The sequence below is a fragment of the Hymenobacter sp. GOD-10R genome, from assembly GCF_035609205.1.
Classification (GTDB): Bacteria; Bacteroidota; Bacteroidia; order Cytophagales; family Hymenobacteraceae; genus Hymenobacter.
Genome location: NZ_CP141184.1, coordinates 6,245,160 through 6,257,287, shown reverse-complemented (window position 1 = coordinate 6,257,287; position 12,128 = coordinate 6,245,160). Strand labels below are relative to the sequence as shown.

The 12,128-nt window shown below is 52.8% G+C and carries 8 protein-coding genes; 6 read left to right on the top strand and 2 right to left on the bottom strand.

Going from position 1 to position 12,128, the window contains the following annotated elements:
• Positions 1 to 197 precede the first annotated feature (197 nt).
• Positions 198 to 2,477: a GH92 family glycosyl hydrolase gene (locus SD425_RS24915; RefSeq protein ID WP_324673414.1), complete on the top strand. Its 2,280-nt coding sequence runs from the start codon at positions 198 to 200 to the stop codon at positions 2,475 to 2,477.
• Between the two features lie 49 nt (positions 2,478 to 2,526).
• Complete coding sequence (locus SD425_RS24910) at positions 2,527 to 3,579, top strand: LacI family DNA-binding transcriptional regulator (protein ID WP_324673412.1); 1,053 nt, start codon at positions 2,527 to 2,529, stop codon at positions 3,577 to 3,579.
• Between the two features lie 121 nt (positions 3,580 to 3,700).
• Here the strand turns inward: SD425_RS24910 and SD425_RS24905 are convergent, their stop codons facing one another.
• Positions 3,701 to 4,978 carry a sugar MFS transporter gene (locus SD425_RS24905; protein ID WP_324673411.1) on the bottom strand — a complete coding sequence of 426 codons (1,278 nt, stop codon included), beginning with the start codon at positions 4,976 to 4,978 and terminating at the stop codon, positions 3,701 to 3,703.
• Between the two features lie 558 nt (positions 4,979 to 5,536).
• On the opposite strand from SD425_RS24905, the gene SD425_RS24900 reads away from it, so the two are divergent.
• The 4 genes from SD425_RS24900 to SD425_RS24885 all read left to right on the top strand — a co-directional run bounded on the left by SD425_RS24900 (position 5,537) and on the right by SD425_RS24885 (position 10,200).
• Complete coding sequence (locus tag SD425_RS24900; protein WP_324673410.1) at positions 5,537 to 6,469, top strand: glycosyltransferase family 2 protein; 933 nt, start codon at positions 5,537 to 5,539, stop codon at positions 6,467 to 6,469.
• Positions 6,462 to 8,081 carry a hypothetical protein gene (locus tag SD425_RS24895; protein ID WP_324673409.1) on the top strand — a complete coding sequence of 540 codons (1,620 nt, stop codon included), beginning with the start codon at positions 6,462 to 6,464 and terminating at the stop codon, positions 8,079 to 8,081. The genes SD425_RS24900 and SD425_RS24895 overlap by 8 nt, the downstream gene beginning before the upstream one ends.
• 79 nt (positions 8,082 to 8,160) lie before the next feature.
• Positions 8,161 to 9,576 (top strand): hypothetical protein, encoded by a 1,416-nt coding sequence (locus SD425_RS24890; RefSeq protein ID WP_324673408.1) that lies wholly within the window; start codon positions 8,161 to 8,163, stop codon positions 9,574 to 9,576.
• An 87-nt stretch (positions 9,577 to 9,663) separates the two neighbouring features.
• Positions 9,664 to 10,200 (top strand): hypothetical protein, encoded by a 537-nt coding sequence (locus SD425_RS24885; RefSeq protein ID WP_324673407.1) that lies wholly within the window; start codon positions 9,664 to 9,666, stop codon positions 10,198 to 10,200.
• 62 nt (positions 10,201 to 10,262) lie between these two features.
• Here SD425_RS24885 and SD425_RS24880 read toward each other — a convergent pair whose 3' ends face one another.
• Positions 10,263 to 12,071, bottom strand: coding sequence for a hypothetical protein (locus SD425_RS24880; RefSeq protein ID WP_324673406.1), 1,809 nt, complete (start codon positions 12,069 to 12,071; stop codon positions 10,263 to 10,265).
• Positions 12,072 to 12,128 lie beyond the last annotated feature (57 nt).

Sequence of the window (12,128 nt, the reverse complement as noted above, 5' to 3'; positions counted from 1 at the left end):
ATGATTGTGGGCGAAAATATCTGTGATTTATTTTGATCTACCAAAATATACTAAAACCTTTTAGCATATTTGCTCGCCTCGGTCACTCACTTTCTTTTACCTGAAGTGTAGCCACTGCCTTATGCCATAGCGCATGACCCTTGTACGTGCTGCCTGCCTAGCTGCTTAGCGAGCTTATTTGTTACTAAAGTTCTCCCATGCCTAACGTTTCCACCTTTCTTCGGCGGGCGCTTGCCCGACCACTGTATGGCTTCCTTGGTAGCTGCTTACTGCTAGCAGGTACTACTGTTCACGCGCAAAAGCTGACCAACTACGTTGACCCCATGATTGGTACTGGCGGCCATGGGCACGTTTTTCTGGGAGCCAATGTGCCATTTGGAGCCGTACAGGTAGGACCGCAGAACATTTTTAAGGGTTGGGACTGGTGCTCTGGCTACCACTATTCGGATAGTCTTATTACGGGCTTCTCCCACACGCACCTGAGCGGTACGGGTGGTTCTGACCTAGGTGATGTGCTAATTATGCCTTACACAGGGGCCATCAAAACGGACAAAGGCCAGCAGAAGACGCCGCACCAAGGCTACTTGTCAAGGTTTTCACACCAGCGGGAAGTGGCAAAGCCTGGCTACTATGCCGTTACGCTCGACGATTACAATATCCGGGCGGAGCTGACCAGCACTGCCCGCGTGGGCTTTCACCGCTACACCTTCCCAAGCGACCAGAAAGAGGCGCACGTTATTATTGATCTGAAAGAAGGCATCGACGACAAAGCCACCGACACCTACATCGAGCAAGTGGACCCGCAGACGTTCGTGGGCTATCGTTTTTCTAAAGGCTGGGCCGTCGATCAGCGCCTGTACTTTGCCATTAAAACCTCGCAGCCAGTACCGCAGTTTGCTGTTTATAACGCGGCCAAGCAGCTTACTGGCAAGTCGGGTAAGGGGCTAGCTATCAAAGGGGTATTCAGCTTTGCCAATGCCCCGCGCACGTTGCAACTTAAGGTGGGTATCTCGCCAGTAAGCACGGAGAATGCGCTGGCAAACATTCAGGCTGAAATCCCCGGCTGGAGCTTTGCCAGCGTGCAAAAGCAAGCCGATAAGGAGTGGAATAAGCAGCTAGCCAAGGTGACGATCAAAACACCAGATCCCACGGCCCGGCGCATCTTCTACACCGCCATGTACCACGCGCTGTTTGCGCCAGCTTTGTTCAACGATGCCAACGGCGATTACCGCGGCACCGATAAGCAGGTGTACACGAAAGCGCCTTTTGCTAACTACAGCATCTTCTCGCTCTGGGATACCTACCGCGCCGAGCACGCCTTGTTCACGCTGGTGCAGCCGGAGCGGGTCAACGATATGATGCAGTCGATGCTGGCCATTCATAAGGAGCAAGGCAAACTGCCCATCTGGCACCTGCTGGGCAACGAAACTAACACGATGGTAGGCTACAGCGCCGTACCCGCCATGGCCGAAGCTTTCCTCAAAGGCACGCCCGGCCTCGATGGCGAGCAAGTGCTAGCTGCCATGAAGGCCGCTAGTACCCGCGACGACCAAGGGGTTCGGTTTGTTAAGTCGCTGGGCTTCATTCCGGCCGACCAGGAAAGTGAGTCTGTAGCCAAGGCTATGGAGTACGCCATCGACGACTGGAGTATTGCGCAGGTAGCCAAGAAGTTAGGCAAGACGGAAGACTATCAGACTTACAGTGCTCGCGCCAAGTACTACCAGAAGTACTACGACCCACATACCCGCTTCATGCGCGGCCTGACCACTGACGGCAAGTTTCAGCTGCCCTTTGACCCAATCCAGTCGATCCACCGCCAGAACAACTATACCGAGGGCAACGCTTGGCAGTACACCTGGCTCGTGCCCCACGATGTGCCAGGCCTGATCAAACTATTTGGTAGCGATGCCGCTTTTACACAGAAGCTTGATAGCTTATTCATTGTGCAGGGAAGTTTAGGGGAAAGCGCTTCACCCGATATTTCGGGGCTGATCGGCATGTATGCCCACGGCAACGAACCTAGCCACGCCACTGTGTACCTTTATCCGTATGCAGGGCAGCAGTGGAAAACGGCCGAGAAGGTGCGCCAGGTGCTACGCGAGATGTACAAAGACAAGCCCGACGGCATCAGCGGCAACGAAGACTGCGGGCAGATGTCGGCGTGGTATATCCTGTCGGCGTTGGGCTTTTATCCGGTTAGTCCGAGCAGCGGCGCCTATGTGCTTGGGAGCCCAATTATTGACAAAGCCACCATTCGGCTGGCGAATGGTAAAACATTTGTTATTACTGCCAAAAGCAACAGCGCGGAGAACCCCTATATTCAGTCGGTGAAGTTGAATGGCAAGCCTTATTCTAATAGCTACTTGCTACACAAGGACATCGTCGCTGGCGGCACGTTGGAATTAACGATGGGCCCTAAGCCTAATCAGGCATTTGGGACAGACCCCGCCAACCGTCCGCGCGAGTTGTACGAGTAACCGTAATAGAGCCAAAGCGACCTGTAAGCTTTTGCCAAACTGATTGACATTGAAAAAGAAAATCCTCATTCACGACATCGCCAAGCACCTCGACGTGTCCATTGCGACCGTATCATTGGTGCTGAATGGCAAGGCGAAAGAAAAGCGCATCAGCGACGGACTCGCCGAAAAGGTGCTGAAGTACGTGGAAGAGGTTGGGTATAAGCCCAATCAGCTAGCCAAAAGTCTGCGTACGGGCAAAACACACGTTATCGGACTGGTCGTAGAAGACATTGCCAACCCGTTCTTTGCCACCATTGCCGGCCTGATCGAGAAAAAGGCGCTGGCGCATGGCTACCGCATTATTTATTGTAGTACCAGCAACGATGTTGTTAAGACGCGTGATATTCTGGCGATGTTCCAGGAGCGGCACGTCGACGGCTACATCCTAGCACTCCCCGACGGATTGGAAAGCGAAGTAAGCGCCCTGGTACGCAGTGGCAAGCCCTTGGTACTCTTCGACCGGGTGCTGGCGGGTGTGCTGACCAATGCCGTAGTCGTTGATGGTGCTACGGGTACGTACGAGGCGACCCAACATCTGCTAGCGCAAGGCCTTACCTCCGTGGCGCTCCTGACGATTCGGGATGGGCAGACACAAATGATTGCGCGGCAGCAAGGATACACGCAAGCCCTGCGGGAGCACAACTTGCCGGAACTGGTAGAAGAAATCGTGTTTCAGCAGAGCCCTGAACAAGTGATGGAGCAGATGCTGGCGTTCTTCCAAGCAAATTCGGCCTGCAACGGAGTGCTATTCACTACTAACTACCTAGGCGTTTACGGGTTAGAAGTGCTCAAGCGCTTAGGGCGGCGCATTCCCGAAGATATGGCTGTTATTTCCTTCGACGACAACGATTTGTTCCGACTTTATACCCCGCCCATTACAGTAGTAGCCCAACCCATGGAGGCTATGGCCGAGGAGATTATCAGCATGCTGCTAGCGGCGCTGAATGGCTCCAAAGAAACCAGCCGCATGACCCAGCTACAACTAGCACCGCAGTTGGTATTGCGTCAGTCGTCGGTAACACTCGCGGCTACACCTCATCTGGAAGCGCGTACTAGCTAGGTATTTCCGAGAAGAAACCATCACGTAGTACAAAGCTAGGTGCTAGTGTTTTGAGTAAACAAAAAGGGCCACGAAGCACGCTAGTGCGCTTCGTGGCCCTTTTTGTTTACGGGAATCCTTACTAGGCTACACTTCGGCGGCTGCCACGGAGTCCGTACCACATAATATAGACGTAGCACACTACCGGGAGCAGCAAGGCGATTCGCAGGCTGCTGTGGTCGGCAATGAAGCCAAACAGCATAGGCACCAGTGCTCCACCCACAATGGCCGTGCACAGTAGACCCGAGCCTTCTTCCGTGTGACGACCTAGGCCCGCCATGGCCAGCGTAAAGATGGTAGGGTACATGAGCGAATTCATCAACCCTACTGCCAGCAACGACCACATGGCCACGGCGCCCGTCGTATTGATCGAAATCAAAACGAGTACAACCGCGCCTACAGCGTTAATAGCCAATAGCTTCGTAGGAGCAAACTTGTTGAGCAGATAAGCCCCGGCAAAACGCCCTACCATGGCAGCACCCCAGTAAAAAGCTACCTTATTACCGGCGGCTACTGGATCGAGTGAAAGCACATCGGGTAAGGCTACGTAGCTGGCAATGTGCGAACCAATAGCTACTTCAGCGCCTACGTAAGCGAAGATGCCCACAACACCTAGAATCAGATGGCGATACTGCCGAGCGCTAGTGCGATGGTCGCCAGTAACTTCGCTATCCTCAGCAGCGTGCTCAATGGCGGGTAAGTTAATCCGGCTCAGGATAAGGCTAATGAGCAGTAGCGCACCGCCAATAACGAGGTAAGGCATCTGCACGGCGCTTACATCAATGCTAGCAGCGTCGGCCGTGCTGTCAAGCTTCGGCAGGCGGCTCAGAATTAGAGCGCTACCTAGCAAAGGAGCGATGGTAGTGCCCAGGGAGTTAAACGCCTGCGTTAGGGTTAGGCGTGATGAAGCTGACTCCGACGGCCCGAGAATGGCCACGTATGGGTTAGCCGCTACTTGCAGCAGCGTAATGCCCGAAGCTAGCACGAATAGTGCACCCAAAAACAGCCCGTAAGCCCGCTGAGCCGCTGCCGGATAAAACAAGAAAGCCCCGATGGCCGCCACCACAAACCCTAGTAGCATGCCCCGCTTGTAGCCCAGCCGTGCCACGAGCTTACCCGAAGGGATACTCATCAGGAAATAAGCCCCGAAAAAGCATAAGTTGATGAGGTTGGCCTGAGCGAACGACAGCTGAAAAATAGCCTTCAGATAAGGAATCAGGATGTCGTTCAGGCAGGTGATGAACCCCCACAGAAAGAACAACGTGGTAACGGCTGCCAGTGCCGACGTATAGCGCTGCGTTTGGGCCGACGCAGTACCAGCAGTTGGGCGGGAGTTGAGAACGGGGGGCGGAGAAGCCATGGAAGAATAGTTAGGTGGAACTAAGTGGAAAGCAAAAAGAGCGAAATAGGAGTGAGGCGGCCAGAGGATGAAGGGCAGATGTACCTAGCTCACCTATTACATTGTCGCATTCCTAATGGCGGCAAACGTTGCCGCTGGGGTGGTCCTTGGGAGTATAAAGAGTGGCAGAACAGGCGTATCACGTATGCTTGAAAGATGAGCTAGCCAACACTCAAAGCATCCGGAGTTCCTTCAGGAAAAAGCTTACAGCGTTAAAGCTAAAATGTTTTAGCGAATAATGCTTGTCCGATGCATTAGGGAAATTGTTGCTTAGTCCGTAGCAAGCTTTCTTCTTTGGTGAATAAGCTAGGTGTGCGGAGCATCGACCTGAAAGTTGCGGCACTGCTTTTAGATCAAGGCGATGCTTAAAAGCATGGTCCTTTGGCGACAACTAAGTATAATGTGTCGAATTAAGCAGTGCTTCAGCTGGATGAATATCCTGTGCTATGCTGGAATAAAGCCTTCCAATACCCTACATCTGCTTACCTTTATCCCATCTATTACTTAGCATTAAGGTACATGCCTGAGCCCCTCTTATCGGTAATTGTCCCAGTTTACAACGAAGAAGGGCTTATCGATACGTTGTTACAGCGCTGCTTCTCTGCTCTGGAAAGCATTACCGCTGCATTTGAGCTAATCTGCGTAGATGACGGTAGTCGTGACCAGACTCTGCCGCGTTTGCTGGCTGCTCGGGCCAGCGAACCTAGGCTGAAGGTGCTCGTGCTATCCCGAAACTTTGGGCATCAGTCGGCTTACACGGCCGGGTTGCATGCTGCAAAGGGGCAGTACATCGCCATGATGGATGGCGACCTGCAAGATCCGCCCGAGTTGTTGCCGCGCATGTATGACTTGCTGCGTACCAACCAGTGTGACATTGCGTATGGGCAGCGCACCGACCGCGCCGAAGGCTGGGGCCGTCAAATGCTGATCAAAGGCTTTCACGGCATCTTCAGTAGCTTTTCCCGCATGGAGCAAAGCGACAACGTGGGCAATTTTTCGATGCTCAACCGCAAGGCGTTGAATGCGTTCTTATCGCTGCACGAAAAGAACCGCTACTTACCAGGCTTGCGAGCATTCATCGGGTATCGGCAGTTACCCGTGCCTTACTCCCGGCAGGCCCGCCACGATGGTACGCTCCCGAAGATGTCGTACAAGCGGCTGTTTGCGCTAGCCCTCGACGCGCTATTCTCCTTCTCCGACCTGCCTATCAAAATTTGCCTATACACGGGCCTGTTCGGTATGATTGTCTTCTTGTTGGGCGGAATCTGGGTATTAGCCAGTAAAGCCCTGCACATTGCTCCGTTTGGCTGGTCATCGTTGGAGCTGAGCATCTACTTCATTGGCTCTATCCAACTGCTATTTTTAGGTGTGCTAGGCGAATACGTTTTTCGGATCTACCGCGAAAATCAGAACCGCCCTATTTACTTCATTCAGGATTATCACGATGAGTAAATTGAGTGGCTTCGTAGGGAGGCGCTCTGTCGCGGTGCCACTCTTTTTCGGCTTCTTCTTACTTATCGGTTTACTTACTTACCAAGACTACGGGGTCTCTTTCGACGAAGGCACCAGCCGCGACAACGGCATGGTGTCGTTGAAGCACGTTGCCAACCGCTTCGCGCCCGCCTTCGTGGCGCAAGACCACACCTTCGATGAAATCGCCGACCTAGCAACGTATGTTGACCGGGATTATGGGGTTGCCTTTGAGATGCCGGCGCAACTTATGGAGCGCCTGCTGCACCTCGATGACCCGAGTGACTTCTTCAGATTTCGCCATCTGCTAACTTTTCTGGCGTGCTTTGGTGGAGTAGTCGCCTTCTACCAGCTAGGTACACGGCGCTTCAGCGACTGGCGCCTGGGCTTGCTAGGTGCCTGCTGGCTCGTATTGAGCCCACGACTTTTCGCAGAATCCTTTTATAATGACAAGGATGCTGTGTTTATGGCCTTCTTCGCCATTGCTACCAACACAGGCGTACGATTTCTGCTACGTCCTACTTTCGGGCGGGCGCTTTGGCATGCGCTAGCCTGCGCCGTTGCCATCGACGTCCGTATTATGGGTGTCGTATTGCCCATAATCACAGTTAGCTTCTTGGTAGTAAGGGCACTACAAGGTGACTTGCGGTTGCGGGCAGCCGTGCCAGCCCTAGGTGTGTATCTGTTGGTAACCGTGGGATTAGTAGTGGTTCTGTGGCCCTATCTATGGCCAGCTCCTTGGGCCAATTTTGTCCAGGCCTTCAACAACATGAAGTCTTTTCGGTGGGGAGGGGAGGTTCTGTACCAGGGACAATTGATGGTAGCTTCCCTATTGCCCTGGCATTACGCGCCAGTCTGGCTTGCTATTACTACGCCGCTGCTCTACCTAGGGTGCTTTGTGTTAGGGGCGCTAAAGATCTTCCGGCAATTATTGCGGCGGCATTGGCGGCTTTGGCGAGGTGAAAAGGAAATGCAAGACGTGCTGTTCTTGGCACTGGCGGTGGCGCCTGTGCTTGCCGTTATTGTGCTGCACTCGGTAGTCTACGATGGTTGGCGGCAGCTGTATTTTATTTATCCGAGTTTGTTGCTGGTGGCTTTGTCTGGTTGGCAGCTAGCCTGGCAATGGCATCCGACTTTTCTGCCCGCCAAGCGCTGGAGTACCTTGGTGCTGCTGCTCACCGGCGTGAGCATGGGCTACATCGTATTTCGTATGGTGCGGGCTCACCCATATCAGAACGTTTACTTTAATGCGCTAGCCGGAAAGGATATTGAGCATCGCTTTGAGGTAGACTATTGGGGCCTGAGCTACCAGCAAGGGCTTGAGTACATTCTGGCAACGGATAAGCGTCCCCGAATAAAAGTAATAGAGCCCACTTGGCAGGGGCTTGAGCTTAGCGTGTTGATGTTACCCCCCGCTGAGCGCGCCCGAATAAGTATTGCTCCGACGGAGGCTGAAGCGGAGTACTTCATTACCAACTACCGCTGGCACCCTCAACCCTATAGTGAAGGCTTCGAAATCAAACAACTCGAGGCAGACGGCCTGCGACTACATTCTATTTTTTGGTTAGTAAAAGGGTGGCAACCAACCAAGTGAATAAGCCATACTCTTCTCCTATTCTGGTAGCCACAACCTAGCTATCCTTACACGTTGCTTCACTTCTTCTCTATACACTATGCATCTTGGGTCTCGTTTAGCTACCACGTTGTTCTGGCTATTATTAGGGGGCTTAGTCCTAATCAGTGCTGCTTTATACAACGGCTATCCGCTCGTTACGCCCGATACTGGCACCTACATCGATAGCGCCCTCACCCTAAATGTGCCTGAGGACCGGCCAGTAACATACGGACTATTTATTCTAGCCACTGGCTTCAAGAAAACGCTGTGGTTTGTCGTGTTTGCTCAGAGCTTACTGGTGGCGTGGCTAGCATTGCGCTACGCTGAGGTGTTCGTAACGCGCTTGGCTCATCCGTTCTGGCGAGTAGCTCTGCTGGCCCTAACCGCTTGGGCGACAGGTGTGGCTTGGTACGCGAGCCAGTTGATGCCCGATATTTTCACCGCTACCGGGCTTCTCGCCTTGGGGTTGGTATTGATAGGCCGTAGCCGCTCTAAATTGGAGCTAGCTTGTCTACTGCTGCTGGTGCTGACTGCCGAGCTGATGCACAATTCCAACCTGCTCACGTACTCACTCACCGTTGTCGGCTTTGGGATAGTAGCGTGGGTTAAAAAGCTTTTTCAGCGGCAGATAGTCCGCCCATTGTATTGGTTGCTTGCTACCGTCGTGGTGTTGTCTGGCTGGGTTGTGTTGCCGACGATCAACAAAAGTCTAGGGGGTGATTTTACGGTTTCGCGCGCCTCGCACGCTTTCCTGATGGCCCGACTAGTAGAAGCCGGAGTGATGGATAAATTCCTGAAGGAGAATTGTGGTCCCGCCAACAGCTACAGCCTTTGCGCCTACCGCGACCAATTACCAAACGATGCTATCGGCTTTATCTGGGATGGCAACAGCCCGCTAAGTAAGGCTGGTGGGTGGGGGCCGGTGCGCGATGAGTATAACCTGATCATTCGCGACATTCTGACGTCGCCGCGTTACTACCCGTATCTGATAACGGATGGCATTCAGTCTACTTTACGGCAACTCACGCACATCAGCCACGGCGACGGCTTGCAAGCTAGCCGAGAAGACTCCAACCCGTACAAAGGAGTACGAACGTTCGCGCCGTATGAGTTGAAGAAGTACATGACCTCGCTCCAGAATCGAGGGCAGCTAAACTTTACAACCTTAAACGAACGAACATACGCGGTGCACTTATGGGCCATAGGCCTCCTGGGGGTACTGCTAGCTACGCCATTGCGTCGCCGCCTAACGCGCGACACCGTTCCAGTGCTTGTGATTCTAGGGTTCGGTATCCTGGCTAATGCTTTTGTGACCGGGGCCCTCGCTAACGTGCTTGATCGTTTGCAAAGCCGGGTATCGTGGGTGTTGCCCTTCATTGCCTTGCTGCTGCTTGCCGAACACGGGCCCGCACTAGTACAGTATTTGTACGGTGTCGTCTTCGCACGCAAAGACGAGAAGCAGGAGGTTCGCTAGCCATTGAACCATTAAAACGCTGCATTTTGAGGCTGCACTTTTTCTCTCTACTTTCGCCCGGTCATTTTTAATACCTTGATTAATAGCATGAAAAACCTCTTCTGTGTACTGGCACTAGCTAGCTTATTATCTTCCTGCTCGTCCGATGATAAGCTCACCGTTGGCGCTAATACGATTACTGCTAATGATTTCGAATCGTTAGTAGGTTGGGTAGGTGATCAGCCTACGCTTACAAAAACGCGTGCTCACTCTGGTAAGTATGCTTTAGTAGTCGATAAGGACCACGAGTTTAGCTTGACCTTTGATGCGGTGCTTGGACAGGTTAGTCCTCGCAAACTCAAGAAAGTGCACTTGGAGGCATGGGCATTTCGGCCAAGCGGCAACGCCAGGGGAGTGCTAGGAATTCAGATTGTAGATCCGGCCGAAAACAACAAAGCAGTTGGTGGTGACGGCATCAATATCGCTGACGAAGTCAAAGACTTCAACAAGTGGGTTAAGATCAGCAAAGACATGACACTGCCCGACAACTTGGTGTATACCCAGCACATTCGCTTGTTCCTGTGGCGCGGCGACTCCTCAGATCCGGTGTATATCGATGATATAAACTTTACCGTAGCTGACTAGCTGCCAGTTATTTAGGATAGTATAAAAGAAAAGCGTCGCTCCCTAGGAGCGGCGCTTTTCTTTTATGGCTTTGCTTCTATCGGAATGCGTAGCTTGACGGGCCAGTCGTGGTAGTTCTGGCTAGTGAGCACAACTTCCAGAACATAGTTGCCAGGCTCGTGCGGCCCGATAATCGGTACATCCTGCGTCCATTCCTTCTCTACGTCAATCTCCAACGGAGTTGTAAGCACCTCGGCGGCTTGGGGCCAGTTTTCGGAAGAAAAGTAGCGGTACGTAAAAACAGTAGGGTAGGGCGTGTGCAAGCCAGAGTGCAGTACTTTGGCTGCGGGTGGGGTAATACGCAGGGTCAGCAAACGCAGCTTATTAGCTCGTAAAGGCGCTGAAATGGCAACGAACTTCAGCTGCGTATCGCGCCGCTCTTGCATATAGGTAGCTAGCGCCGCAGTATCAGCAGGCGGTGGGGTGTTCAGGGTTCGATAAGAGGAAGGCTGCGGCCGCATGTACTGCCACGGAAGCGCCCTGTAGCTGAGTGGTGGCCCCCAGGGTGTTGCAACCGCATCTTGGGGTATTGCACTGCCTACCAGTGCTGGCACATCATTCGTGACGAAGAGTTGCCGGGTCGAGTCGGGGCTGTGGCGCGCACTCAGCAACAACGATTCGTAGGGAGAAGCCCATGACACAATGCGTTGATGCTGAGGATCAAGGTTCGCCTGGTCAATGATAAACTTTTGCTCTGGAAACTGACGGGTATAAGCAAGCGTGCTATCTAGCCAGTGTGTATAGCGAGAATAAGGAACGTGGGCTTGCCAAATCGCAATCAAACGGAGACCAAATACAACAAGAAGCAGCCCAACCGCTAAGCGAGGCCAACGAAAGCTAGGTAGCACCTCCATCGTTAGTGGAATGGCTACGCATAAGCCTAGCGGCAAGTACAAATTCTCCAGGTAGGTGATGTCCGTGTGTTCCGGATGCGTAATGACAACTACTTCCGCGTAACCTATTGTGAAAGCCCAAATCCAGGCAAGCCGTGCTCCCCAGCCCGCTGGGCGCCGCCACGCGTAGTAGCTGGTGATAACGATTAGCAGGACCGGAAACATATAGTAGCGGGTTTGGCAGAGCTGCAAGAGCTCGGTGTTGCCCGCCAAGGTGAAGTAATTGGGGTAGAACTGTACCAAGTTCTCCCACAAGTTCATCCGTTGTCCTTCGTACGAGGTGGCAGCTATATCATGGTTGCGTAGCCAGTAGCAGAACACGGCAATCAGCAGCGTGAGATAGTAGAGCCAGTCGGTAAAGCGCCTATTAAGCAGGTAGTCATATCCCCATAGAAAAGTAAAAGGCAGCAGCAGCAACGGATGGCCATAGATTCCTACCGGAATGAGCAGTAGGAGAAGCAAAGTGCGCCAGTTGTAAGGCAAAGGGGCTAGCTTGGAAACGCCAGCGTAGTACAATAGCAACGCAGCTAGGGCCTGAGGGAACTCCGATTGAGCCCAGTAAAAAGTATTGGAAATGAGCAAGGTAAAGAGCAACGGCACTGCGAGTGCCACATGCTCATTCCGGAAGAGGTAGGCGCTGATCAAGAATACGGCAAAGTAGTAGCCAACGAAGGCCAAGGAGTATAAGCGCAGTACTGCATCAAGAGGTAGGCCCGTGCGGAATCCTAACAAAGGCCATATTTGGGTGGCAGCCGCCACAAAGCGCTTATTCTGGATAAAGAGCTTATCATTTATAAGGAAATCGAACACGTGCATTGCCAGATCTAGGTAGGCTATTCGCTCGAGGTAGAAATGACTGGCAAACAATAGCAGCACCAAGAAGCAGAAGATGCCTGTCCAGGTAATCTGGGCGGAGGCATATCGTTTAGGTAAGAACATGAAAGCTAATGCGTAGCAAAAAGTAGGAACAGGGTGAATGCGGCGAGGAAGAGCCGG

Bases quoted from the DNA above. Each gene is read 5' to 3' on its own strand.
- SD425_RS24915 (WP_324673414.1), top strand. From the start codon at position 198: ATGCCTAACGTTTCCACCTTTCTTCGGCGGGCGCTTGCCCGACCACTG.
- SD425_RS24905 (WP_324673411.1), bottom strand. From the start codon at position 4,978: ATGGCTTCTCCGCCCCCCGTTCTCAACTCCCGCCCAACTGCTGGTACT.
- SD425_RS24900 (WP_324673410.1), top strand. From the start codon at position 5,537: ATGCCTGAGCCCCTCTTATCGGTAATTGTCCCAGTTTACAACGAAGAA.
- SD425_RS24895 (WP_324673409.1), top strand. From the start codon at position 6,462: ATGAGTAAATTGAGTGGCTTCGTAGGGAGGCGCTCTGTCGCGGTGCCA.
- SD425_RS24890 (WP_324673408.1), top strand. From the start codon at position 8,161: ATGCATCTTGGGTCTCGTTTAGCTACCACGTTGTTCTGGCTATTATTA.
- SD425_RS24885 (WP_324673407.1), top strand. From the start codon at position 9,664: ATGAAAAACCTCTTCTGTGTACTGGCACTAGCTAGCTTATTATCTTCC.
- SD425_RS24880 (WP_324673406.1), bottom strand. From the start codon at position 12,071: ATGTTCTTACCTAAACGATATGCCTCCGCCCAGATTACCTGGACAGGC.